The organism is Amycolatopsis sp. NPDC102522 (genome assembly GCF_055584485.1).
Genome location: NZ_JBVJLY010000031.1, coordinates 35,107 through 61,886, shown reverse-complemented (window position 1 = coordinate 61,886; position 26,780 = coordinate 35,107). Strand labels below are relative to the sequence as shown.

The 26,780-nt window shown below is 70.7% G+C and carries 12 protein-coding genes; 3 read left to right on the top strand and 9 right to left on the bottom strand.

Going from position 1 to position 26,780, the window contains the following annotated elements:
- The first annotated feature begins 14 nt into the window (after nt 1-14).
- Together ACZ6YV_RS40750 and ACZ6YV_RS40745 are read left to right on the top strand one after the other, a co-directional pair.
- Nucleotides 15-1,229 (top strand): HNH endonuclease signature motif containing protein, encoded by a 1,215-nt coding sequence (locus ACZ6YV_RS40750; RefSeq protein WP_465514741.1) that lies wholly within the window; start codon nt 15-17, stop codon nt 1,227-1,229.
- Nucleotides 1,230-2,304: 1,075 nt separating this feature from the next.
- A complete protein-coding gene (locus tag ACZ6YV_RS40745) occupies nt 2,305-7,794 on the top strand; it encodes an ATP-binding protein (RefSeq protein ID WP_465514740.1) in 5,490 nt (1,829 codons plus the stop codon).
- An 81-nt stretch (nt 7,795-7,875) separates the two neighbouring features.
- On the opposite strand, the gene ACZ6YV_RS40740 is transcribed toward ACZ6YV_RS40745, so the two are convergent.
- The 8 genes from ACZ6YV_RS40740 to ACZ6YV_RS40705 all read right to left on the bottom strand — a co-directional run bounded on the left by ACZ6YV_RS40740 (nt 7,876) and on the right by ACZ6YV_RS40705 (nt 24,523).
- Complete coding sequence (locus tag ACZ6YV_RS40740) at nt 7,876-8,409, bottom strand: bifunctional nuclease family protein (protein ID WP_465514739.1); 534 nt, start codon at nt 8,407-8,409, stop codon at nt 7,876-7,878.
- A gap of 10 nt (nt 8,410-8,419) precedes the next feature.
- Nucleotides 8,420-10,078, bottom strand: a complete 1,659-nt coding sequence (gene ctaD / locus ACZ6YV_RS40735) for an aa3-type cytochrome oxidase subunit I (RefSeq protein ID WP_465514777.1) — start codon at nt 10,076-10,078, stop codon at nt 8,420-8,422.
- Between the two features lie 116 nt (nt 10,079-10,194).
- Nucleotides 10,195-11,337, bottom strand: coding sequence for a glycosyltransferase (locus ACZ6YV_RS40730; protein ID WP_465514738.1), 1,143 nt, complete (start codon nt 11,335-11,337; stop codon nt 10,195-10,197).
- A complete protein-coding gene (locus tag ACZ6YV_RS40725; RefSeq protein WP_465514737.1) occupies nt 11,338-12,129 on the bottom strand; it encodes an alpha/beta fold hydrolase in 792 nt (263 codons plus the stop codon). It abuts the gene before it with no gap.
- 2 nt (nt 12,130-12,131) lie between these two features.
- On the bottom strand, nt 12,132-12,431 hold the full coding sequence (locus tag ACZ6YV_RS40720; RefSeq protein ID WP_465514736.1) for an acyl carrier protein: 300 nt from the start codon (nt 12,429-12,431) through the stop codon (nt 12,132-12,134).
- Nucleotides 12,421-16,695 (bottom strand): beta-ketoacyl synthase N-terminal-like domain-containing protein, encoded by a 4,275-nt coding sequence (locus tag ACZ6YV_RS40715; RefSeq protein WP_465514735.1) that lies wholly within the window; start codon nt 16,693-16,695, stop codon nt 12,421-12,423. Before ACZ6YV_RS40715 ends, ACZ6YV_RS40720 begins: the two co-directional genes overlap by 11 nt.
- Before the next feature lie 3 nt (nt 16,696-16,698).
- Entirely contained in the window at nt 16,699-23,187 is a 6,489-nt protein-coding gene (locus ACZ6YV_RS40710; protein ID WP_465514734.1) for an SDR family oxidoreductase, read from the bottom strand.
- A 430-nt stretch (nt 23,188-23,617) separates the two neighbouring features.
- Nucleotides 23,618-24,523 carry a LysR family transcriptional regulator gene (locus tag ACZ6YV_RS40705; protein WP_465514733.1) on the bottom strand — a complete coding sequence of 302 codons (906 nt, stop codon included), beginning with the start codon at nt 24,521-24,523 and terminating at the stop codon, nt 23,618-23,620.
- 71 nt (nt 24,524-24,594) lie between these two features.
- Here ACZ6YV_RS40705 and ACZ6YV_RS40700 point away from each other — a divergent pair, with 71 nt between their 5' ends.
- Nucleotides 24,595-25,584, top strand: a complete 990-nt coding sequence (locus ACZ6YV_RS40700; protein WP_465514732.1) for a YeiH family protein — start codon at nt 24,595-24,597, stop codon at nt 25,582-25,584.
- Here the strand turns inward: ACZ6YV_RS40700 and ACZ6YV_RS40695 are convergent.
- Complete coding sequence (locus tag ACZ6YV_RS40695) at nt 25,562-26,737, bottom strand: MFS transporter (RefSeq protein ID WP_465514731.1); 1,176 nt, start codon at nt 26,735-26,737, stop codon at nt 25,562-25,564. The genes ACZ6YV_RS40700 and ACZ6YV_RS40695 overlap by 23 nt on opposite strands.
- Nucleotides 26,738-26,780 lie beyond the last annotated feature (43 nt).

Genomic DNA, 26,780 nt, shown 5'->3' with positions numbered 1-26,780 from the left:
GTACGGTTCTTTGCGTGGATACCGATAGAGCCTTTTTGGCTTCATACAAGGATTGTTCAGCTCTGAGCGATGTGGAGTGCGCGGCTGTCACACAGGCGGTGTCGGCGGATATCGCGCGGTTGGAGGCGGTCCGGTTCCGTGCGATCGCGCAGCTGTCCCGCCATCGCGACGGCGTGTCCAGCGTGGCGCAGGAGGTGGCGTTCGCGTTGTCCGTTGTGGACGGCCACGCCGGCGCCCTGGTGTCCACCGCAGAGGCGTTGACCACCCGCCTGCCCCGCACACTGGGGTTGATGGACCAGGGTGTGGTGAGTGGCGCGGGGGCGATGAAGGTCGCCGCGGCGACCGCGTGGCTGTCCGACGACGACGCCCGCGCCGCGGACACGTTACTGGAGGACCGGTTGGAGGGCAGGAACACCGAGCAGATCCGGAAAGCGGCCAGTCACGCGGCGCTGACGGTGGACCGGGAAGGAGCTGCCCGGCGCACCGAACACCACCGCGAAGGCCGCCGCCTGACGCTGCGCCAGGGCGAGACGGGGGTGGCATCGATCGAGATCGAGGACGGCCCGGTCGAAAAAGTGGCCGCCGCCTATACCCGGATCGACCGGGAAGCGCGGGCGTTGAAGACCGGGGGTGAGACCCGCACCCTGGACCAGCTGCGCGCCGACATCGCCCTCGACCTCCTGCTGAGCGGCCAGGGCGGCGCCGGGGAACGGTCGGAGGTGTTCCTCTACATGGACCTGGCCACCTATCTCGGGGTGAACGAGGAGCCGGCGGAGCTGGCCGGACACGGCCATATCCCGGCGTCGCTCGCGCGGCAGATCGCGTCGGGTGCGGACACGGTGCTGCGGCGGATCATTACCGACCCGTTGTCCGGGCAGGTGCTCGATTTGGGGCGGGAGCGGTACCGGCCCACCGCTGGGCTGGGTGAGTTTGTGCGGGTGCGGGACCGGGAATGCCGAAGACCCGGCTGCCACCGCGTCGCCCAGGCCTGCGATCTCGATCATGCGGTGCCGTGGCAGTTCGGTGGCCATACCGACGCGGCTGACCTGATCGACCTCTGCCGCCGCGACCACCGCCTCAAAGACGAACCCGGCTGGATCTATCACCTCGACCCCGACGGCACCCTCACCATCACCACCCCGACCGGGCAGCGCTACGACAGCGAACCGCCACCCCTGCACGAGCCCCGCCCGGCAGCGTCTCCGGACGACGTGCCGCCACCGTTCTGACCCATTGCCGAAAATCGGCTACGGGGAGTGCTGGTCAGATACGGCCCCGATTGCTACGTCCGGGGTGCTGCGCCTCTTCGTCGTGAAGCTGTTGCCGAAAACGGCCACAGCAGCGAGGGCCCCTAGTAGTCGTGTCGACGAACCGCCACTGCTCTGGGCTGTCGCCGGAAATCGGCTACGGGAGCGTTTGTCAAACGCGACTCCGATCGCCGCGTCCATGGCGCAGCGCCGCTCTGGCGTGAAGCCCTTGCCGAAAACCGACCACGCAGCTTCTGCTTGAGCGGGCCTCCACATGGAGATCTCGCGCTTGGCAGCGCGGCGTCCGCCAGTGACTCTGCCGACGAATCGCCACTGTTCTGAGTCATTGCCGAAAATCTGAGTCATTGCCGAAAAACGGCCACGACTCCCCCCGCCCACGCCTCACTCGCACCGAGACACCGCGACCCGCCCCATCCTCCGTTGCCGGAAAACGGCCACGCCGCCTCTGCCCGAGCAGATCTCCACGGAAGCCCCTGCCGGGCACCGCGCCGCCCGCTGGCGCTCCTCGCCGACGAACCCCGCCGCCGCACCGCGCCTGTCGTCGCAAACAACCGTTCCCTCGTCACGCACCCCGGGCAGCCGTTGCCGAAAACCGACCACGCCACCACCACCCGAGCAAGCCTCCACACAAGACCCGTAACGTCGCCCCCGACCGAGCGCCGTTGCCGAAAAACGGCCACAGCCCCTCCAACAGCGACTCCACCCCCGACCCCCGCCACTCGAAGCGCTCCCCAGCCGAAGCAGTCACCCGGCGACCCCGATGAAGCGGCCGTGAACACCTGGTGACACCTCACGAACCCGTCTAGCAAGCCCGGCCCCCGATTGTCCACTTCATGACGTCATCAGGCCCCTCCACTAGGTGTTCCAGGACACTTTTTGGCGGGTTCCTACAAGACCCGGCCCTCGGCATGCGTCACCGACGACATTCTCGTACCGGCCGGTAAGAGGCAGGCTGTCAGTCAGGTACAGGAGACTGTCCCGCGCGTGATCCGGCGGGATGTCACCTGTTGTGCTGCGTACTTGGGAGGCTCAGTCGGTGTTCAGTCGTGTCGCCATCGTCAACCGCGGAGAAGCCGCGATGCGGCTCATCCATGCCGTCCGCGAGCTGTCGGCGGAGACCGGACAGCGGATCGAGACCGTCGCTCTCTACACGGACGCGGACCGGTCGGCGACGTTCGTGCGGGAAGCCGACCTCAGCCACAACCTGGGTCCCGCGTCGGCGCGTCCGTATCTGGACTTCGCCGTGCTGGAGCGGGCGCTGACCGAGACCGGGGCCGACGCGGCCTGGGTTGGTTGGGGCTTCGTGGCCGAGGATCCGGCCTTCGCCGAGCTGTGTGAGCGGCTGGGCGTCACGTTCATCGGGCCGAGCGCGGACGCGATGCGCAAGCTCGGCGACAAGATCGGCGCGAAGCTGATCGCCGAAGAGGTCGGCGTGCCCGTGGCCCCGTGGAGCCGCGGCGCCGTCGCGGACCTCGACGCGGCCATCAGCGCGGCCGAGGAGATCGGCTACCCGCTGATGCTCAAGGCGACCGCCGGCGGTGGCGGCCGCGGTATCCGCGTCATCACCTCCGCCGACGAGCTCAAAGACGCTTACGAGCGCACCAGTCTGGAGGCCGAGCGGGCCTTCGGCAGCGGCGTCGTGTTCCTGGAGCGCCTGGTCACCGGCGCCCGGCACGTCGAGGTCCAGGTCATCGCCGACGGTCAGGGCACCGCGTGGGCGCTCGGCGTCCGCGACTGTTCGGTGCAGCGCCGCAACCAGAAGATCATCGAGGAGTCCGCCTCCCCGGTGCTGAGCCCCGCGCAGGCCGACGAGCTCAAGCGGTCCGCCGAGCGGCTCGCGCTCGCGGTCGACTACTGCGGCGCCGGAACGGTCGAGTTCCTCTATCACCCCGGCGACAAGCTGTTCGCCTTCCTCGAGGTCAACACCCGCCTGCAGGTCGAGCACCCGATCACCGAGCTGACCACCGGCATGGACCTGGTCAAGGCCCAGCTGCACGTCGCTTCCGGCGGCAAGCTCGAAGGCCCCCAGCCCGCCGAGTTCGGGCACGCCGTCGAGGCGCGGCTCAACGCCGAAGACCCGGACCGCGACTTCGCCCCGTCGCCCGGCCGCATCGCACGCCTGACCCTGCCCTCCGGCCCCGGCATCCGGGTCGACACCGGGGTCAGCGAAGGCGACACGATCCCGGCCGACTTCGACTCGATGATCGCGAAGATCATCGCCTACGGCCGCGACCGTGACGAGGCGCTCGGCCGGCTGCGCCGCGCGATGGCGCAGACCACGGTCATCATCGAGGGCGGCGCGACGAACAAGAGCTTCGTCCTCGACCTGCTCGACCAGCCCGAGGTGATCGATGGCAGCGCCGACACCGGCTGGATCGACCGCGTCCGCGGCGAGGGCAAGCTGGTCACCCACCGCCATTCGGCGATCGCGCTCGCGGCCGCCGCGATCGAGGCCTACGAGGACGAGGAAGCCGTTGAGCGCCAACGGCTTGTCTCCACCGCGCACGGTGGCCGCCCGCAGGTCCAGCACGAGAGCGGCCGTCCGCTCGACCTCAAACTGCGTGGCGCCGCGTACCGCGTGAGCGTGGCCAGGATCGGCCACCGCCGGTTCCGCGTCGGTGTCTCCGCGGGCGGCGGCGACATCCACCCCGCAGACGTCGAGGTCGACCGGTTCGACGAGCACACCGGCCAGATCACCGTCAACGGCACCCGGTTCCGCCTGGTCACCGGCACGCACGGGCCGATCCACCTGGTCGAGGTCGACGGCGTCACCCACCGCATCAGCCGCGACGAGGGCGGCGTCGTCCGCTCCCCCGCGCCCGCGCTCGTCGTCGCGACACCGCTCGAGGTCGGCGCGGAGGTCGAGGCCGGCGCTCCCGTGCTGGTGCTGGAAAGCATGAAGATGGAGACGGTGCTCCGCGCACCGTTCCGCGCGAAGCTGCGTGAGTGCGTCGTCTCGGTCGGCAGTCAGGTCGAAACCGGCGCTCCCCTGCTGCGGCTCGAGCCGCTGGCGGACGAAGGCGAAGAGGTCGCCGAGGACACCGGCAGCGTCGAGATCGAGCTGCCCGTGGAGCCGAACGGCACGTCGACCGCGCAGCGGATCACGCGCGGGCAGCAGGATCTGCGCAGCCTCCTGCTGGGCTTCGACGTCGACCCGCACGACGAGCGCCGCACGCTCAGCGCGTACCTGGCCGCCCGTTCCGAGCTGGAGGCCAACGGCGACCGCCCGCTGGAGGGCGAGGTCGAACTGCTGACCGTGTTCGCCGACCTGTCCGAGCTGATGCGCAACAAGCCGGCGCGCGAAGAGGCCAAGACGGACACCCGGGTGCACAGCGCCCGCGAGTTCTTCCACACCTACCTGCAGAGCCTCGACGTCGAACGCGCCGGGCTGTCGGAGTCGTTCCAGAACAAGCTCAAGAAGGTCCTGTCGCACTACGGCATCGACGACCTGGAGCGGACACCGGAGCTGGAGGAGGCGGTCTTCCGCATCTTCCTCGCCCAGCAGCGGACCGCTTCCGACGTCGCGATCGTCACCGCGCTGCTGCGGCAGTGGCTCACCGAGGCGCAGCCGTTCGAGTCGATGCGGGAGCCGGCGGGCAAGGCGCTGGAGGCGCTCATCGCCGCCACGCAGCTCCGTTTCCCGGTGGTCGGCGACCTGGCCCGCAGCGTGGTGTTCCGCTGGTTCGCCCAGCCGCTGCTCCGCCGCACCCGCGCCGAGGTGTACAGCGAGGTCCGCAAGCACCTGCGTCACCTCGACCTGCACCCGGATTCGCCGGACCGCGCCGAGCGGATCGCGAGCATGCTGGCCAGCGCGCAGCCGCTGGTCCGCCTGCTCGGACAGCGGATCGGGCGCCCCGGCACCGATCACACCCCGCTGCTCGAAGTGCTGAGCCGCCGCTACTACGGCAACCGCGCGCTCACCGGTGTCCAGCAGGTCACCGCCGGGGGCTGCACCTTCGTCACCGGTGACTACGCCGACGAGAACGAGCGGTTCCACATGGCGACCACCGCCGTCGACCGCGCCGGGCTGCCCGGCGCGATCAAGGCGGTCGCCGACCTCGCCGCCCAGCTGCCCGCCGACACCGACGTCGAGGCGGACCTCTACCTGACCTGGGACGACGAGTCGGCCGACGACGACACGATGGCGGCCGGGCTGCGCGAGGTCCTCACGGCCGAGTCGCTGCCGAGCCGGATCCGGCGCATCACCACCACGGTCGCCGGGCACGGCGGCGCGGTGACGCACCACCACTTCACCTTCCGCCCGTCTTCGACAGGCTTCAGCGAGGAGCGGCTGATCCGCGGTCTCCACCCGCTGATCGCCCAGCGGATGCAGCTGCAGCGGCTGGCGAACTTCGACCTCACGCGGCTGCCGTCCGGCGACGAAGACGTCTACCTGTTCAAGTGCGTCTCGCCGATGAACCCGTCGGATCAGCGGCTGGTCGCGCTGGCCCAGGTCCGCGACCTGACCCCGTTGCGGGACAACGACGGCAAGCTGCTGGCCCTGCCCGCGGTCGAAGGCACACTGGCGGGCTGTCTCGACGCGATCCGCGAAGTGCAGGCGACGCTCCCGGCGAAGAAGCGCTTCGACACCAACCGGATCATGCTGTACGTGTGGCCGACCAGTGAGCTCACCGGCGAGGAGCTGAACACGGTCGCGCAGCGCGTGCAGCCGTCGACGGCGGGCGCGGGCCTCGAAGAGGTCCAGTTCCTCGGCAGGCAGCGCGACCGCGTGACCGGCGACATCACCGAGGTCGCCGTGCGGATCGGCTACGACGTCAGCAGCGGCGTGCAGATGTCGCTGACCGAGCCCAGCACCGAGCCGATCCTCCCGCTCGACGACTACCGCCAGAACGTGCTGCGCGCCCGCCGCCGCGACACGGTGTACCCGTACGAGCTGACCGAGATGCTCGGTTCGTTCGCCGAGTACGACATGGACGACAGCAACACCCTCGTCCCGGTCGACCGGAAGAAGGGGCGCAACAAGGCGGCGATCGTCGCCGGTGTGGTCACCACACCGACCGAGCGTTACCCGGAGGGCATCAAACGCGTGGTGCTGCTGGGCGACCCGACGAAGGCGCTCGGCGCGTTGTCGGAGCCGGAGTGCTCGCGGGTGATCGCGGCGCTGGATCTGGCGGAGCGGCTGCGGGTCCCGCTGGAGTGGTACGCGCTCTCGGCGGGTGCCCGGATCTCGATGGAGTCCGGTACCGAGAACATGGACTGGGTCGCGGCCGCGCTCAAGCGGATCGTGCACTTCACCCAGGACGGTGGCGAGATCAACATCGTCGTCGCCGGGATCAACGTCGGCGCCCAGCCGTACTGGAACGCCGAAGCGACGATGCTCATGCACACCAAGGGAATCCTGGTGATGACACCGGATTCCGCGATGGTGCTGACCGGTAAGCAGTCGCTCGACTTCTCCGGTGGTGTCTCGGCCGAGGACAACTTCGGCATCGGCGGCTACGACCGCGTCATGGGCCCGAACGGCCAGGCGCAGTACTGGGCGCCGAACCTCGCCGCTGCCCGCGACGTGCTGATGTCGCACTACGACCACACCTACGTGGCGCCGGAGGAGACCGGCCCGCGCAAGGCGGTCACGAACGACCCGATCGATCGGGACGTCTCGCCGTTCCCGCACGCGGCCGTCGACAGCGACTTCACCACGGTCGGCCAGATCTTCTCGCGGGAAGCCAACCCGGACCGCAAGAAGCCGTTCGACATCCGCACCGTGATGCGCGCGCTGTCGGACCAGGACCACCCGGTGCTGGAGCGCTGGCCGGGCATGGCCGACGCGGAGACCGCGGCCGTGCAGGACGTGCACCTCGGCGGGCGGCCGGTGTGCCTGCTCGGTATCGAGTCGCGTTCGGTGCCGCGCCGCGGCTTCCCGCCCACCGACGGCCCGGACACCTACACCGCGGGCACGCTGTTCCCGCGGTCGTCGAAGAAGGCGGCGCGGGCGATCAACGCGGCCAGCGGCAACCGGCCGCTGGTGGTGCTGGCGAACCTGTCCGGCTTCGACGGTTCACCGGAGTCGATGCGGAAACTGCAGCTGGAGTACGGCGCGGAGATCGGCCGGGCGATCGTCAACTTCGAGGGCCCGATCGTGTTCACCGTGATCTCGCGGTACCACGGCGGCGCGTTCGTGGTCTTCTCGAAGGCGCTGAACCCGAACATGACCGTGCTGGCGCTGGAAGGCTCGTTCGCCTCCGTGCTCGGCGGCGCGCCCGCCGCGGCGGTCGTGTTCGCCGGTGAGGTCAACGCGCGGACCGCGGCGGATCAGCGGGTGCGGTCGCTGTCGGAGAAGCTCAGCGGGGCGACCGGCGCCGAACGCGCCGCGCTGGCCGCGGAACTGGCCGAAGTCCGGTCTTCGGTGCGGGCGGAGAAGCTGGGCGCGGTCGCGTCCGAGTTCGACGGTGTGCACAGCATCGAGCGCGCGGTGAAGGTCGGTTCGGTGGACGCGATCATCAGCGCCGCCGAGATGCGGCCGCGCATCATCGAGGCGATCGAGCGGGGCCTTTCGAAGCAGTAACCCCGCCCGCCGAAATGTCATGAAAGGGTCGTTCAGGACGAAAAATGTCCTGAACGACCCTTTCATGACATCCGGGGAAGGCTAATCAGCAGGCGGCGGGTCCCCGAAGTCCTCCGGCACGATCCTGTCCAGCGCCGCCCGGAACTCCTCGACCTCCCGCTCCTGCGCGACCGGGTCCGGCGGCACCGTCGGCAGTTCCGCGTCGGGCCCGGACCCCACGATCTCGACCCGCACCGAAGCGACCTCCAGTACCGAGTCCGCCACCTCGATCGCGACCCCGGCGCGCAAGCCGATCGCGACCGCGTCGCTCGGCCTGGCCGAGACGCGGATGCCGGAATCGAGCACCAGGTCGGCGAAGAAGATACCGTCCCGCAGCGCGGTGACCTCCACTCCGATGACCTGGTGCCCGAACGACTCGACCACCTTGCCGATCAGTTCGATCGTGCCGGGCCGGGGCAGCCGGATCTTCTCCTGCGCGAGCGCCACCGCGCTCGCCTCGGGTCCGCCGATCGTGATCGCCAGCCAGCGGCGTTCGCCCTCCCGTTCCCGCAGCAGCATCACCGGTGCCGCCTCCGGAGCCAGGACTGCCATCCCCTCGACGTTCATCGGGATCATGCGGGATACCTCATTCCGTCGGTCGGGTCAGGTGCCCCTCGGCGCGCAGCCGGGGAACCATGTGGGGGTAGTGGAGTTCGAACGCCGGGCGTTCGGATCGGATCTTCGGCAGGTCGTGAAAGTTGTGCCGGGGAGGCGGACAGGTCGTCGCCCACTCCAAGGAGTTCCCGTGGCCCCACGGGTCGTCGACTTCGACGACGTCGGCGAACCGGAAGCTGCGGACGACGTTCCAGAGGAACGGCAGCACCGACGCGCCGAGCAGGAACGCGCCGATCGTGGAAATCGTGTTGAGCGTGGTGAATCCGTCCGACGTGAGGTAGTCGGCGTAGCGGCGCGGCATGCCTTCGTTGCCGAGCCAGTGCTGGACGAGGAAGGTCGTGTGGAAGCCGATGAACGTGGTCCAGAAATGCCATTTCGCGAGCCGCTCGTCGAGCATCCGGCCGGTCATCTTGGGGAACCAGAAGTAGATCCCGGCGAAGGTGGCGAACACGATGGTGCCGAACAGCACGTAGTGGAAGTGCGCGACCACGAAATAGCTGTCGTGCACGTGGAAGTCCAGTGGCGGGGAGGCGAGAATGATCCCGGTCAGCCCGCCGAGCAGGAACGTCACCATGAACCCGACCGACCACAGCATCGGTGACTCGAAGGTCAGCTGTCCCTTCCACATCGTGCCGATCCAGTTGAAGAACTTGATCCCGGTCGGCACCGCGATGAGGAACGTCATGATCGAGAAGAACGGCAGCAGGACCGCGCCGGTCGCGAACATGTGGTGCGCCCACACCGCGATCGACAGCGCGGTGATCGAGATCGTCGCGAACACCATGGTCTTGTAGCCGAACAACGGTTTCCGGCTGAACACCGGGACGATCTCGGTCACGATGCCGAAGTACGGCAACGCGACGATGTAGACCTCGGGATGGCCGAAGAACCAGAACAGGTGCTGCCACAGGATCGCCCCGCCGTTGGCCGGGTCGAAGACGTGCGCGCCCAGCCGTCTGTCGGCTTCCAGCGCGAACAGCGCGGCGGTGAGGATCGGGAACGCGATCAGGATCAGGATCGTGGTGAAGAGGATGTTCCAGGTGAACAGCGGCAGCCGCCACATGGTCATCCCCGGCCCGCGCAGGCAGAGGATCGTCGTGATCATGTTGACCGCGCCGAGGATCGTGCCCAGACCGGACACGATCAGGCCCATGATCCACAGATCGGCGCCGACGCCCGGCGCGTGCGCGGCGGCCGAGAGCGGCGTGTAGGCCGTCCAGCCGAAGTCGGGTGCGCCGCCCGGGGTGACGAACGAGGTGAGCGTCATCGTGCCGCCGAAAAGGTAGAGCCAGTAGGAAAACGCGTTCAGCCGGGGGAACGCGACGTCGGGCGACCCGATCTGCAGCGGGAGGATGTAGTTGGCGAAGGCGAACAGATTCGGTGTCGCGTAGAGCAGCAGCATGATCGTGCCGTGCATCGTGAACAGCTGGTTGTACTGCTCCTGCGAAAGGAACTGCAGTCCCGGCCTGCCGAGTTCGGCGCGCATCAGCAGCGCCATGAACCCGCCGGCGAGGAAGAACGCGAACGAGGTAAAGAGGTAGAGCAGGCCGATCGTCTTGTGGTCGGTGGTGCGGACGACACTGAGGAACACGGAGCCTTTGGGGGCCCGGGGCCGCCCGCCGAAGCGGATGGCCTCCGGCCCGGGCGATGTCTTCACTGTGGTCACGGCGACTCCCAGCACGAGGACACACCTTTACGAAGCTGGTACCCCTCCAGGAGAGTCCCTACACGTGGGCTTTTCAAGGGCTAGGAGAGTAGAGCCTCCAGGTGGTCGGCCGCCATCGCGGCCCCGCCCGCTTCCCGGAACGACGCGCCCACCTTCTCGGCGGCGGAACGATACGCCGGATCGTCCAGCACCTTGGTCACGGCGGCCGCGAGCCGTTCGGGTTTCACGCGGCCGAACCGCAGCCGGACACCGGCGCCCGCGTCGACGACCTGCCCGGCCACGATCGGCTGATCGTCTCGGATCGGCGCGACCACGAGCGGCACGCCGTGCCACAGACTCTCGCAGACGGTGTTGTGCCCGCCGTGGCAGACGACGGCGTCCACCCGCGCCAGCAACGCCATCTGGGGCACCCTCGGCACCACGAGCACCGTGTCCCCCACCGGTCCCACGGCACCGCCGGGATCGGCGATGACGGTCCGGATCCCCTCGACCCGGGAAAGCCCCCGGGCGGCCGCGCCGAGGAAGTCCCGGGCGGCGTCGGCGTTCGCGGTCCCGAGGGTGACGAACACGGTCGGCGCCGCCGGGTCGAGCCGGTCCCACGGGAAGTCGCCGGTGGGCGCGCGCCCGCCGATGGACGGTCCGACCAGCCGGACCCGTTTCGGCAGCGTGGCCGGGCCGAGCAGTTCCCGGGTGGTGAACGCGAGCACGCCGTGCGGGGACATCCTGGGGTCGGCGGGGCCGCCGTCGAGCCGCGTGCGCAGACCGTCGAGGAGGTCGTCGACCCAGGCCGCCACCTTCGGCATCCCGGCCAGGGGGTCGACGAGTTCCGCGGACGTCGTCGCGGAGGTGACCCACGGCAGGCCGAGCCCGTCGGCCACGAGACCGCCCGCGATCGCCTGCTGGTCGGCGACCACCACCTGCGGACGGAACCGGGCGATCGCGGCGCGGATCCCGGGCGCCATCGCCTCGGCCAGCGGGATCAGGAACTCCTCCCACAGGAACCGGAACGCCGCCGGTCCTTTGAGGCTCGCGTCGCGTTCGGGCAGGCCGTGCGGGACGGCGCACGGGAACACCTCGGCGCCGTCGCCGGCGAGGCGGCGGATGACCTCCGGCTGCCCCGCCCAGGCGACCTGGTGCCCGCGCGTGGTCAGGGCCGCCGCGACCCCCACCGCGGGGTTCACGTGCCCGGTCAGCGGCGGCGTGACGAAGAGGAATCTGCCCATCTAAACCGCCGTTTCGCACGAGTGTTCGCGAACCCAGCCCAGGATCAGCTCCGTGGTCTCCGCGGTGCGCTCGACGAGCACCGAATGTCCCTGCTCCGGCAGGACGACCGTGCGACAGCGAGCGAGGTTCGCCTCCAGGTCCGGGACCTGCGCCGAGAGCCCGGACTGGTCGCCGAACAGCGCGAACACCGGGCAGCGCACCGCCGCGAGGTCGTCGCCGATGGTCCGGCTCAGCGGGATGTCCTCGGCCAGCGTCGTGGCCGCCAGGATCTTGTACGCCGCTTTCGACAGCCGGGCGGTGTGCGCGCCGTGGTTCTCGGCGATCCAGCCGATCACCTCGTCGTGCGCGAGCCGGTTCTTCGCGTCGGCGAGCCCTTCGGCCATATGCCCGATCCAGGCCCGCACCGGCGGTTCCGCTTCGATCGCGATGACGCTGGCGACGCGCTCGGGGCGCGAGGCGGCGAGACCGAAGGCGACCGAACCACCGAACGAGTTCCCGACCACGTGCGCCGGCCGGTCGATCTCCAGCGTGGTGAGCAGGCCGTCGAGGTCGGCGACGAACTCCTCCAGTCGGTAGCCGGTGGCGGGCCGCGTGGTGCGCCCGTGCCCGCGAAGGTCGTACATGACGACATCGATCCCCTGCGCCGCGAAGGCCGTTCCCAGGGTGAAGTAGTAGCTCGCCAGGCTGTCGGTGAGGAGGCCGTGGACGAACACCACGACCGGCGCGTCACCGGCCTCGGGCCCGAGACGCTGGACGTGGACGTCGAGGTCTCCGACCTTGACCTTCGCCATGCTCAGGCCTCCCCGGTCAGCGAGTCGACGACGTGGTCGACCAGTTCGCCGACGGTCAGCGCGATGATCTCGTCCAGTTCGCGTTCCGCGACGAACTCGGCGAAGTTGACCTTGTCGCCGTAGTGGTCGCGCAGCCGCCCGGACAGCGTCACGAGGTCGATGCTCTCCAGTTCGAGGTCGTCGTGGAACTTCGTGTCCCGGCCGATCTCGGCGTCGTCCAGCCCGTATTCTTCGAGCAGTTCACGCAGCATCACGGCGAGGTCGGCCAGGACTGTCGCGGCTGACGCGGTTTCAGTGGTCATCTTCGTTCTCCGTCCAGGCCACGACGTAGTCCTTCGCCGGGGTGGTGATCGTGGTGTGCCACACCGGATACCGGGCACCGTCCGCCTCGACGGTGAGCCGCCCGCCGTCCGCGCCGACGACGGTGAAAGCACGCGGGTCACCGCGCAGGCCGGTGCGGAGCCGTTTCGCGACGGCTTCCTTCGCGGCCCAGAATCTGGTGAACCACAGGGCTTCCGGTTCACCGAGCAGTGCTCGTTCCACCTCTCCGAGGGCGGCGGTGACCGTGCTCTGAGGGCGGTCTTCGACGGCTTCGACGTCGATTCCGCACGGCCCGCGGCGGGCGATGGCGACGCCGAGCGCGTCCCGATGGGCGATCGAGACGGTGAGCCGGGGCAGCTGCCGTCCGTAGGCGCCCGAGACGGTCGGCGCGCCCGACGAGTCGTTCCCGATCCGGAGTTCGGCGGGGAAGATGTCGCCTTCGCCCTTCCTCCAGAGCATCCGGCGGACGGCGTCCTTGGCCGCGATCCGGCCGAGCAGCCAAGCCCGTTTCCGTCGCGGCGGCTGGTCGGCGTACGACTGTCTTTCCTTGCCCGCCAGCACGTTCCGCATGATCAGGTCACGCGTCGCCAGATCCGGCCAATGCTCACGGACCAGGGCCCAGCAGCCGGGCCGCTCTTCGGACAGCGTCGCGCGCTCGGGCCGCCGGTCCATCGCGCGGATCGCCGGGTTGCTGTCGAACCGGCGATCACGCCAGCCCTCGACCTCGGCCCAGACCCGGCCGCCACGGATCAGCTGGATGTCCGCTTCGAGTTCCGCGTCGGTGACCGAGACGATGCGGACGGCACAGTCGAGCCGCTCCCCCGGCACGGGATGTTCGCCGTAGAAACGGATCCGCCGCATCCCCACCGGGAACACCGTGGTGCGGCCGGTCAGCCGGGACATGATCCAGTAGCCGAGCAGCTGACCGGCGTTGTCCAGCAGCGCGCCCGGCGCCTCCGGTGTCCGCAGGACCCCGCGCACGTGCCGCTCCCCCACCGCGACCAGGCGCTCGACGCCCTGGAACTTCGGCCCGTGGAACATCCAGCGCTCGGAGTAGAGCTGCTCGGCGCGCAGGTCCGGCTTCCGTTCGTCTTCGGTGGGGAACGTCCACGGCCGGGGCGGATCGGCGGGGAATCCGGCGCCCAGCTCGATGACGGCCCGCGAGTACTCGCCCAGGGACACCGTGACCTGGGCAGGGCCTTGGGGCACCACGGTCACCGGCACGTCCAGCGCGGGGGTCGCGGCGATCCACTGGTTCAGCCGGACGTCCTCCAGCGCGACCGCGCGCCTGCCCAGCGCCGCCTGTTCGGCGAAGTCCATCAGGTGCCCGATCACCGTCGTGGCGGGCACCACAGGCCACGCGTCGGCGGGGTCGGCACCGGGTGGTTGCTTGAAGAAGCAGTGGTCGAGCAGATACGGCATCGTCTCGACGGAGACCCGGAGTTCGGTGTGCAACGGCCGAAGACGGGGCGCCGGTCTGGCCTCGAACAGTGCGGCCGCCAGGCCGGCGGTTTCGGCCAGCAGCCCGGAGAGTTCGGCCGCCAGCGGGTTCCGCTCCCCGATCTTGTCCAAAGTGGACGTCTTGGCCGCGCCGGGACGGAAGCCGCGCCGGACGCTCTCGTCGAGCGAAACCAGCGCGCCGCCGAGGTCGAGACGGATCGTCCGGCCGCGCTTCCCGCCGCCTTGGCCCGGCAGGAGCTCGAACGCCGGATCGGCGCCGTCCGCCCAGAGCGCGGTCGCGACCCGCAGCAGCTGCGGGAGGCCCTGCCGATGCGCGGAATGTGCGGCGACGACGAGGTGTTCGCGGTCGTGCAGCGTGTTCCCGATCAGCGAGCCGAGCTGACCGGCGCCCGCCTGCACGAAAGCGCGGAACCCGGCCGCGTACATGTTCTCGACGAGACTCCGGAACCGCACCGGTTCCAGCAGATGCCGGACGAACAGCTCACGGACCTCCGCGGCCTGCGACGGGTACTGCCTTCCCGTCGTGGCCGACCAGACCGGGAGTTTCGCCGGATGCAGCGTGTAGCGCTCGGCGGCCTCGCGGATCGGGCCGAGATACGGCGCGAGCATCGGCGTGTGGAATCCGGAGCGGAACGGCAGCACCTGGGAGATCACGCCGTCGGCCCGGAACGCGAGAACGAAGTCCTCGACGGCCTCCGCCGGGCCGCAGATCATCGACTGGTTGGGCGCGTTTTCATGGGACAGGACCACTTCGGACTGTCCTTCGAGGACTTTCGTGACCACGGAGGCGTCCGCGCCGACCACCGCGAAAGCCAGCCCCGGCACCTTGAGCGCGTCGGGATCGAAGTCCGCCAGGAACGCGTCGACCTCGTCGTCGGCGTGGATCCCGGCGACGGCCATGGCGGTCCACTCCCCCAGGCTGTGCCCGGCGAGCGCGTCCGGAGTCACGCGAAGCGCGCGTAACGCCGTGTCGAGAAGCCTGCCTAGCTGGAACACGCCCTTGCCGTGCCTGCCGACATCGCCGACGGTGACGTCGGGTGAGTCCCAGCGAAGGCCGAAGCGCCGGGCGATGTCGTCGGCGTGGGCCTCGAATTCGTTCTCCAGCCCGGGGAAGACGAACGCGAGCTTGCCGCCGCCCGCGCCGAGCAGCGGTTCCGGAACGAACCAGAGGTCGTTGCGGCCGCGCCAGGGTCTGCCCTTCGCGACCACCTTCCTGGCCAGGTTGAGCCGTTTGGGCGTCGGGTCGACGAGGCCGAGCCTGATCCGGCCGCGTCCGGTGTCGCCGGAACTCAGGAGGTCGTCCCTGTCGAGCAGGCAGCCCATCTCGGCGACGGTCGGCGCGGAGAGCCGCAGGACACGTTCGGGTTCGGAGACCTCGACGGCCGCCCGCGTCGCGGCCTGTTCCAGGACGACGTGGGCGTTGATCCCACCGAAACCGAAGGCGTTGACCCCGGCGCGTCGCACCGGCCGCCGGTCGTCGCTCTCCCAGACCTTCGCCGTGCCGAGCGTCTCGAAGCGGGTCGCGGCCAGCGCCGGATGCGGTTCGTCGCAGTGCAGGGTCGGCGGGAGAACCCCGTGGTACACGGCCAAAGCGGCCTTGACCAGTCCGGCGACGCCCGCCGCGGGCATGGTGTGCCCGATCATCGACTTGACCGAGCCGAGCACCGCCGTCGGCTCGTCCGCGGGCCCGAAGACCTCCGCGATCGTCGCCAGTTCGGCGGCGTCGCCCGCCGGGGTCGCGGTCCCGTGCGCTTCGAGCAGCCCGATCGCGGCGGGGTCGATCCCCGCGGCCGCCCAGGCCTGCCGCACCGCGCGAACCTGCCCGGCGGTGTCCGGAGTGGACAGTCCGGCGGTCCGGCCGTCGCTGGCCACACCGGTCCCGGTGACCACGGCGTAGACCCGGTCGCCGTCGCGTTCGGCGTCCGGGAGCCGTTTCAGCACGACGACCCCGGTGCCCTCGCCGATCAGCACCCCGTCCGCGTCCCGGTGGAACGGCCGGATCCGCTGACTCCGCGACAACGCGCCGAGCTGGGAGAACACACTCCAGAAGGTGACGTCATGGCAATGGTGCACGCCACCGGCCAGCACCACGTCGCACCGCCCGGTCGCGAGTTCGCGCACGGCGTGGTCGACGGCGACGAGCGAAGAGGCGCAGGCGGCGTCCACCGTGTACGCGGGGCCGCGCAGGTCGAGCCGGTTCGCCAGCCGGGAGGCGGCGAGGTTGGGCACGAGCCCGATCGCGGCGTCGGGGGCTTCGGGGCCGAGCCGGTCGGTGAAGGCCTGCCGGAGTTCCTCCAGCCGCTCGCCACCGAGTTCCGGCATCAGCTCGCCGAGGGTGCGGACGACCTGGGTGGCCGTCCGGACCCGCTGGTCGAGCCGCACCAGACCGGGCGTGAGGTAGCCGCCACGGCCGAGGATGACGCCGGTCCGCTGCCGGTCGGCGGGCAGCCGGTGCTCACCGCCGGCGTCGGCGATGGCCTGCGCGGCCACCCGCAGCGCGATCAGCTGGTCGGGTTCCGTGCCCGGGACCGAAGACGGCATCACGCCGAAGCCGGTGACGTCCACTTCGGCCAGTTCACCGACGAAACCGCCGCGACGGCAGTAGATCCGGTCCGCCCGCGGTTCCGCGTCGGGCTGGTAGAAGCCTGGGTCCCAGCGGTCCGCCGGGACCTCGGTGATCGCGTCGACGCCGTCGACGATGTTGCGCCAGTAGGTCTCGAGATCGGGGGCGCCGGGGAACAGCACCGACATCCCGACGATCGCGATCGGAGGTGTCTGGGCCACCGGTCACCACCCCGACGCGGTATAGGTGACGGCCGTGAGGCCCTCGTCGCCCCACGCCAGCTCGCGCAGCAGGCTCAACGTGCCTTCTTCGGGGTCGATCAGTCCGATCCCGCGCCGGGCGTAGTCCCGCATCAGTTCCGGGGTGACCATGCCGTTGTTGACACCCGTGGGCGCCCACGGTCCCCAGTGGACAGTGAGCCCACGCCGTCCGTACACAGTGGACCAACGGTGGCCGAGCACTTCCAGCGCGTCGTTCGCGGCCGCGTAGTCGGACTGTCCCCGGTTGCCCAGTGTCGCGGCGACGCTGCCGAACAGGACGGCGAACTTGGGTGCTTCCGGCAGCTCGCCCGCCGCCGCGAGCAGGGTGCTCGCCCCTTCGACCTTGGTGGCGAAGACACGGTCGAACGACGCCGGGTCCTTCTCCGCGATCAGCCTGTCCTCGATGACGCCCGCCGCGTACACGATGCCGTCGAGCCTGCCGTGTTCGGCGTGGATCTCCTTGACCGCGCGGTGCACGGCCTCCGCGTCGAGCATGTCCACCGAGTGGTAGCGCGCCGGGCTGCCGAGACCGGTGATCCGCCGCAGCGTCCCGCGGACCTCGCGTTCGGCCTCGATGAGCCGGACGGTCCGCTCGATCTCGGCCGGTTTGCTCAGCCCGCTCTCGATGAGGGCCGCGCGCAGCTCCGCCGTCGTCGTCGCGGTGGCGATATCCGGTTCCTCGCCGTCGACGGGCACGGCGGTGCGGCCGAACAGCTCGATGCGGCAGCGCGACACCGAGGCCAGCGTCGTGGCCAGCCGGGCGGTGATGCCCTTCGCCCCGCCGACCAGGAGGACGACCGAATCCCGGTCCAGGCCGAGCGCTTCGGCTTCGGCGGTCCCGTCGCCCGCCGGGCCGGCCCCCGTGCTGCCGAGCAGGCCGAGGCTTTCTTCGGTCATCCGCAGGCCGCGCCGCGCGCCGTCACGGCGGATGACGACCGGCTCCCAGTCCCCGGCGGACAATTCCGCGAGCAGGGTCTCCACCTGTTCGTCCACAGTGGATTCGGGGTGCTGCTCGACCACGCGGGCGACCGTGTCCGGGTACTCCCTGGCCACCGTCCGGAAGAAGCCGCGGGCGCCGTCGGCGGGTCCGTTCGCGATGAGCCAGCGCGGTCCGCCCGCCAGGACGGCCTGGTACAGCGGGAAATCGTCGGGGAAGGACGGCGACAGGTGGAACACGCCGTCCGCGCCGTGCCTCGGTACGCCTTGGACCAGCTCGGTTTCGGCGCCGTATCCGGCGAGCCGGGCGGCGAGCATTTCGGCGACCTGGCCCTCACCGACGACGGCGAAGCGGAGCCCGGCGAGTTCCTCGTCTGCGGGGACGGCGTCGGCGAGGTCGAATTCCCGCATCAGGTAGCGCTTCGGCGCCACCACGACGGCGGCGGTCTCCTCGGCGGGAGGCGCGGCTTCGGTTCCGCCGCCGGTGATCAGGTCCGCCAGCGCGGCGGCGGTCCTGGCCTTGGACAGCACCTCGGGATCGCCGCCGGTGATGCCCAGCCGGGTCGCCAGCTCGCCGGCGATCTCGGCGCGTTTGATCGAATCGACGCTCAGATCCGCTTCCAGATCCAGATCCGGCTCGATCATGTCTGCCGGGTAGCCGGTCCGCTCCCCGATCACTTCGACGACGACGTCGAACACCGAACGTTCAGTGGTGGCCTCGACGCGAACCGGCTCGGGTACGGGTGTGGGGAGGGCAGGGAGCGCGACGGGCGCGGGCGGGCGGACGCCGGGGTCCGCTCCCAGGTAGCCGAGCAGGACGTCCCGTTGCGCGGCGATCATCTCGCGACTGGTGCGGAGGAACTCCGAGATGAGCGCCTCGCCGCCGTCGGGGCCGGGCCGGGATGTCACGATCGCCTCCGTGGGGATTCTTTGGGCTGGATGCAGGGCGGCGGCGGGGATCCGGCCGTCGGCGGTGCGGACGAGCTGACCATCGACGGTCCAGCCCGCTTTCTTCGGCGGCCGCCCGGACAGCGCGTCGGTGCACGCGCGGCCGGTGAACAGCCTGCCGGTGCGGACGTCCACGCCCGCGACGGCCAGCCTGGCCAACGCGGCCAGGAAGCCGGGGATCCCGGTGCGGTGCCCGCTCTCGAAGGTGACCGTCCGATGTGGACGGCCATCGAGCACGGCTCCGACGAGCCGGGCGAGGACGGATCCCGGGCCCGCTTCGACGAACGTCCGGGCGCCCGCCTCGTACATGGCTTCGATCTGGTCGGCGAACCGCACCGGGGCGCCGATCTGCGCGGCCAGTCCGGCACGGATCCCGTCCGGGTCCGCCGGATAAGGCGCGGCGGTCCGGTTGGCCCACACCGGGATCTCCGGTCCGGTGATTGGGACGGCGCCGAGCACGCGGGCGAACTCTGTCTCCGCCGAGGCGACCAGCGGGCTGTGGAACGCGCAGGCGACCGGAAGGGTCTTCACACCGAGCCCGCGGCCTCGCAGCCGGTCCACCGCGGTGGCGACGGCGTCGGTCGGCCCCGAGATCACCGTCTGCTTCGGCGAGTTTTGGTTGGCGATGACGACGGCCTCGGCGAGGTCTTCGGCGACGAGCGCGGCGGTGACGTCGGCGGCGCTCGCGGCGACGGCCGCCATCGTTCCCGGGTCGCCACCGCCGGTCGCGCCGAGAATCGCCTCCGCCCGCGCCCTGCTGCAGTCGAGCAGCGAAGCCGAGCTCAGCGCTCCGGCCGCGGCCAGTGCGACCAGTTCGCCGTAGCTGTGGCCCGCCACCATCGAGGGCCGGACCCCGGCGTTGGCCAGCAGATGGTGCGCGGCGAGCCCCACGATCCCGAGCGCGGGTTGCGCGGCGCGGGTGTCGGTCAGCCGGGCGAGCCGGTCCTCGCGCCCGGCCTCGTCGAACGCGGCGGACGGGAACAGGACGTCGACGGTGCTCCCGGCGCCGGCGAGGTAACGCCGCAGCTCGGGGAACGCGACGAACAGGTCCGCGAACATCCCGGGGCGCTGGCTGCCCTGCCCGGGGAAGAGGAAAGCGATCTCGCCGACCGGCTCGTCGTCGGTGCCGAAAATGCCCGCCTTCTCGTCGCGCTCACCCGCGATGGCCCGGCGGAGCAAGACGGCGAGTTCGTCCACAGTGGACGCCAGGATGGCGAACCTTGTCCGGCCGCCCCGGGTCTCCACCCGGCGGGACGCGGCCAGGGCCAGGTCCCGCAGCCGCCAGCCCTGCCCTGTGGCGGACAACAGATCCTCGGCGTCCTTGTCGTCTTTGCCCGCGAACAGGAAAAGCTCGGCGGGCCACTCGTCGAGGGTCTTCACGGGCAGGACGGCACCCTGGTGAGAGGTGAGGACGACGTGGAAGTTGGTGCCGCCGAAGCCGAACGCGCTCACCCCGGCGACGCGCTCGTCCTCGGCCCACGGCCGGGCTTCGGTGTGGAACGCGAACGGACTGCTCGCCGGGTCCCACGCGGGGTTCGGCTTCTTCAGGTGCAGCGTCGGCGGTTTGACGGCCGTGTGCAGCGCGAGGCTCGCCTTGATCAGCCCGGCCAGCCCGGCGGCGCATTTCGTGTGCCCGATCTGGGATTTCACCGAACCGAGCGCGCACCGGCCGGGTTCGGCGCCCCCTTCGGTGAACACCCGGGTGAGCGTGGCGAGTTCGGTGCGGTCGCCGACGACGGTGCCGGTGCCGTGCGCTTCGACGAGCCCGACGCGGGACGGCGAGATCCCGGCGTTGCGGTAAGCCCTGGTCAGCGCATTGTGCTGGCCCTCCGGCCGGGGCGCGGTGAGCCCGAGCGCCCGGCCGTCGCTCGCGCTGCCGACGCCCTTGATGACGGCGTAGACCCGGTCGCCGTCGCGTTCGGCGTCGGCCAGCCGTTTGAGGACGACGCAGGCGACACCCTCGCCCAGCGCGATCCCGTCCGCGTCGCGGTCGAAGGTCGCCGAGCGGCCGGACGGGGAGAGCGCGTGCACCGAGGAGAACAGCAGGTAGTCGTTGATGCCGTTGTGCAGGTCGGCGCCGCCGCACAGGACGAGGTCGCTGGTGCCGGTGACGAGTTCCTTGCAGGCGACGTCGACGGCGGTCAGCGAAGACGCGCACGCCGCGTCGACCGTGTAGTTCGCGCCGCCGAGGTCGAGCCGGTTCGCGATCCGGCCGGCGATGACGTTGGCGAGCACGCCGGGGAACGAGTCCTCGGTCAGGCGCGGCAGCTGACGGTCGAGGTCGGGCGGGAGTTCGCCGAGGTAGGACGGGAGCACGGTCCGCAGGGTCATCGCGCTGGACAGGTCGCTCCCGGCTTCGGCGCCGAAGACCACCGACGTGCGGGACCGGTCGAAGGCGCGTTCGGCGTATCCGGCGTCGGCGAGCGCCCGCCGCGACACCTCCAGCGCCAGCAGCTGGACGGGTTCGATACTGGCGAGCGACGCGGGCGGGATGCCGTGGTCGAGCGGGTCGAACGGGATCTCCGGCAGGAAGCCGCCCCAGCGCGAGGGCGTCTTCTCGCCGTCGCCATCGGGCGCGTAGTAGAGCGCCGGATCCCAGCGGTGTGTCGGGACCTCGGTGACCGCATCCACTCCGGACAGGATGTTCGACCAGAACGACGGGAGATCCCCGGCCTGCGGGAAGACCCCGGCCATCCCCACGATGGCGATGTCGAGCGGTTCCGGGGCGGGCTCCTCCGGACGCGGCTCCAGCAGCTCGGCGGCGCGGGCTTCGAGGAACGCCCGTGCTCCCGGGCCCACGGCCTCGTGCAGCCGGGCGATCGTCGTGACCTCGGACCGCAGGACGGCGACGTCGCCCGCCATGAACATGCCCTCGGCGAGCTGCCGGTCCTCAGGGACCGGGCTGAGCGCGTCCCCGACCCGCTCGATTCCCTTGCTGGCCAGGCGAAGCCGCCCGACGTTGAGCTTCTCCAGCCGCTCCCAGGCCTCGCGGTCCGGTACTTCCTGGTCTTTCAACGCGCGCTTGAGCTCCGCGTATTCGGTCGTGAACGCCGACCGCACGCACCGCGTCGCGTGTCCGGGCGCGGTCTCCAGGAGGTCGGTGCGGGTGGCCTCGACGACCTGACGCTGGAACAACGGCAGGACGGCGCCCGCGCGAACGGCCTCTTCGGTGAACAGGTACGCCGTGCCCATCAGCAGGCCGACGTTCGCGCCGAGCCGGGTCAACGGCGCCGCGGCCGCGGTGACCATCGCGGCCGACCGCTCGTCGTGCACGCCTCCGGCGAAGAACACCTCGACATCGGCCGCATAGTCCATGAGCACGTCGATCTGCGCCTCCCACAACGGAAAACTCGCCCTCGGGCCGACGTGACCACCGCATTCGGAGCCCTCGAAGACAAATTTGCGTGCTCCCGCTTCGAGGAACTGGCGGAGCAATCCCGGAGACGGGACGTGCAGGAACGTCGAGATGCCGACGTCCTCCAGCGCCTTCGCCTGGGCCGGGCGGCCACCGGCGATGATCGCGTGGCTCGGCCGGATCTCGCGGATCACCTCGAGTTGCGCGGCCCGGACGTCCTCGGCCGCGAACCCGAGCACACCGACACCCCACGGCGCGTCGGCCAGCGCCTCCTTGGTCTTTTCGAGCATCTCGCGGGTCTGCGCGGGCCCGGACAACGCGAGTGCCAGGAACGGCAACGCTCCCCCGGCGGCGACGGCCCTGGCGAACGCGGGCTGATCGCTGACCCTGGTCATCGGCCCCTGCGCGAGCGGCAACGCACCGCCGGACGCGGCGAGACCTTCGGCGATCGACGCGCGGACGCCCTGGATCGCGGCCGGGAGCGTTCCCCAGGTGTCACGGAAACGCCGGGGCAGGAACGCGTCCTGGCCCACCTCCACCGCTCGACGGCGCCGGAGTGCCCGCACGCCGCCGTCCACAATGGTCTCGGACCCGTCGAGGCCTTCCAGTGCCAGTGTGACGTCCGAGGGGAGTTCCGCTTCGGGGAGCAGCGCGAACGCCGTGTCGAGCACGACACCGGCGGCGCCTCCGGCCACGGCGGCGGCCGCCGTACGCGCACCGATCCCGCCGTACGCCCAGACCGGGATTCCGATCGCCGGATCGGCCAGCAACTGCTGCAGGAAGACGAAGGTGCCGAGGTCGCCTGCCCTGCCGCCCGACTCGTGGCCACGCGCGATCAAGCCGTCCGCACCGGCGGCGACGGCTTCCGCGGCTTCGTCCCGGCTGGCGACCTCCGCGAGGACTCGACGGCCCTTGAAGTCCACAGTGGACACTGGGCTGCCCGCGGCGAGCAGAACCGTGTGCGCCGCCGGAGGAAGCTCGACCGGTCCCGCGACGCGGACGGCGAAACCGGTTTCGATCAAGTGCCCGGCAAGGTCGAGTTCTTCGCGAGCGGCCCGGTTTCCGCTGGTCAGGTCCAGGACGCCGAGCGCGCCTGCCCGCGTCGCCACCGCGGCGAACCGCGCGGAAGGCACACCGAAGGGATGCACCGCGATGAGCAGATCCGCCGTACCGGCCGACAGGGAGGAGACGGCGCCACGAATCGACTTACCCACGGGAAGCCTCCGAGCACACGGAAGAGTGATTTGGTTACCGGGCGTACTTAAACGCAGGCGGGGCTTCACGTCAATACTCGACAGTAGGGTTTCCGATCACAGGAACCGGATGGCGGAACGCCGACCTGCGAAACGCGGAGGCCGTCGCGGAAAATTAGCGTTCCGGATACACGGGCGACATCGGACACGCCACGTTTTCCCGCAGTACCAGGGAAGTGCCGTCAACGACCAGGTGTCCCAACGGCCGATACGCCATCCGGCCTGTTACCCGGAGTTCGCCATTCCGTTTTCGCCAGTACCACCGGAAATAGTGGTCCACCCCCATTTCGGGGAATTGACCGCGATTCGCCCTATCGTCGGTATCCACGCCGCCGGGACTTTCGGTATCACGCGCGATTAACGGACCGTTCACAGAAGAACATGAAGGGACTCACCGCGATTTCGCATTCCGGACCGCGATGGCCAGCAACGCCGCGGCCGGACCGGCGAGCCGCCGCCCGGCGGGCCACACCGCGCGCAGTTCCCGGCCGAAGTCGACGCCCTCGACGGCGACCGGGACGAGCCTGCTTTCGGCGACGTCCCGGACGATGGCGAGTTCGCTGATCACCGCCGGACCCGCACCCGCGATCACGGCGTTGCAGACCGCGGAGGAGGAACCCAGTTCCAGCAACGGTTTCGCCGGTCCGACACCGGCCTTGCGCAGCGCGGCGTCCACGGTCTCCCTGGTCCCGGACCCCGGCTCGCGGACCACGAGCGGCGTGATCGCCAGTTCGGCCGCGGTCACGGGACGGCGCTTGCGCGCCCACGGATGGCTTCCGGGTACGACGAGGACCAGCCGATCGGTGGCCACCCGCTTGGACGCAAGGCCGGGCAACGAGCCGGGTGACTCGACGAACCCGAGGTCGACCTTGCCCTCCCGCGCCAGCTCGGCGGCCTGATCGGAGTTGGTGACCTCCAGTCCGAGGTACAGCCCGGGGTCGCCGCGTTTGAGCTCGCCGATCCAGCCCGGCACCAGGTACTCGGCCAGTGTCATGCTCGCGGCGACCCGCAGCTGCGCCTCGTGTTGGGTGCGCAGCGCCTCGGCGCCGTCGAGCAGACCGTCGAGTTCGGACAGCACGCGGTGCGCCCAGCCCGCGATGACCCGGCCGTCGGGAGTGAGCGCGGAGCCGCGCCGCGTGCGGTCGACCAGCACGAGCCCGAGCCGTCGCTCGACTGTGGACAGTCGTTTGCTCGCCGACGGCTGCGCGATCCCGAGGCTTGCCGCGGCCTGCCCGATACTGCCGAGCTCTTCGACGAGTACCAGCAGGCGGAGAGAGTCCAGGTCGGGTGCGGTCATAGCCCAAGTGTATGACCTACCCCTCGTATTCCCGGCTACCGAGGTCACCCCGTCCGGGCGAGGCTCGAACCATGAGCACCACGCACGCGAGGTCGACGAAGCCCTACCTGACCGCTTTGGCCATCACCGCCGCCGGGGTGGCCGCCGCGTACCTGGTCGGCACGGCGTTCCCGGTCGTCAGCGCGCTCACCATCGCCGTCGTGCTCGGCATCCTCACCGGCTCGCTGCCGTCGCTGTCGGACGAGACCCGGAAGGCGATCTCCGGAGTCACCAAGAAGCTGCTTCGCGCCGGTGTCGTGCTCCTGGGCCTGCAGCTTTCGCTCCCGTCGGTCCTGGCACTGGGGCCGGGGACGCTGCTCGCCGTCGTGCTCACGGTCGGCATCACGTTCCTCGGCACGATCGGCCTCGGCAGGCTCCTCGGCGTGCCGCGCGGCCTGGCGATGCTGGTCGCGACCGGGTTCTCGATCTGCGGCGCGTCCGCCATCGCCGCCATGGAAGGCGTCGTCAAACGCGAGGATTCCGACGTCGCGACCGCTGTCGCGCTGGTCACCTTCTACGGCGGGCTCGCCATCGCGGCCGTCCCGCTGATCGGCGGCTGGCTGCACCTCGACGCGGTCCGGATCGGCGAATGGGCCGGGCTCAGCGTGCACGAAGTCGCGCAGGTCGTCGCCGCTGCCACCCCCGCGGGCAGTGCCGCCATCGCGGTCGCCATCGTGATCAAGCTCAGCCGGGTGGTCCTGCTGGCCCCGATGGTCGCCGCGGTCGGCGTGGCCGAACGCCACCGTCCCGCCGACGGGAAGCGGCCGCCGCTGGTCCCGCTGTTCGTCCTCGGTTTCCTGGCGATGGCCGCCCTGCGCAGCACCGGGATCGTGCCGGGTCTCGCGCTCGACGTCGCCAAGATCGCCTGCACGCTGCTGCTGGCCGGGGCGCTGTTCGGGCTGGGCTGCGCGGTCCGGATCGGGAATCTCGTCCGGACCGGGGGCCGCGCCCTGCTGCTCGGCCTGCTCTCCACTCTGCTGGTCGGCACCACCGCGCTGGTCACGCTGACCGCGCTCGGCTGAGCACGCCGACCGCGACGAGCGCGAGCACCCCGCCGGCGACCATCGCGGCCGGGACGGAAACCGAGTCGACGACGATCCCGCCGAGCAGCGCGCCCGCCGAGAGGGTCACCTGGAACGACGAGGTGAACAGCACCGACGCCGCTTCGGGCGCCTGCGGAGCCGCCCGCGCGAACCACGTTCCCGAACAGACCGGGACGGCCCCGTAGGCGAAACCCCAGATCACCAGCAGCGCGAGCGCGCCCGCTTTCGTGTCGCCGACGAACGGCAACGCGCACGTCGCGAGGCCGATCAACCCGGCGGCGGCGAGGAAGGTCAGGCGGAGATCGCGGGCGATCGCCGCTCCGGCGGCGAAGTTGCCGGCGATCCCGGCGGTGCCGTAGACGAGCAGGAAGACGGTGATCAGCTCCGGGCTCACCTGCGTCACCTGGCGCAGGAGCGGCGTGACGTAGGTGTAAGTCCCGAAGTGGGCGAGCACGACCAGCACCGTGACGAGCAGGCCGAGCCGGGTCGCCCGCTCGCGGGTCATCTCGCGCAGGACGCCGAGCCGGGTCGCGTCCCTTGAAGGCAGCGGGGGTAGCGCCCACGCCAGCGCGGCGAGAACGCCGATCGTGAAGACCGCCATCGCGGCGAAGGCCGCCCGCCAGCCGAACAGTTCGCCGACGAACGTCCCGGCGGGCACGCCCAGCACGGAGCCGAGCGGTACGGCGGAGAAGATCACCGCGGTCGCTCGGCCCGCGTGTCCGGGTCCGACGAGCCGTGCGGCGAGCCCGGAACCGATCGCCCAGAACGCGCCGATCACCAGCCCGACCAGCACTCGCGAGACCAGCACCGCCCAGTAGGCCTGCGCGGTCGCCGCGAGGACGTCGGCCAGCGCGAGCACCAGCATCAGCGCGCACAGCAGAGGCCGTCGGTCGAGCCGCCCGGCGGCGACGGTGACGGCCGGGGCGGCGAGCGCGGCGAGGAAACCGGGCAGGGTCATGGTCAGGCCCGCCGTCCCCGGCGTGATCCGGAAATCCTCGCCGATCGGGGTCAGGAGGCCGATCGGCAGGATCTCCGTGGTGACGAGGGAGAAGATCCCCATCGTCACCGCGAGGACGGCGAGCCATCCCTTCAGCGGGGTTCGCGCGGAGGTGTCGAGGGTCGAGGCGGTCATGTGCCCCAGCCCATCACCGCGCGGACACCGCGGTCTGGCGGAT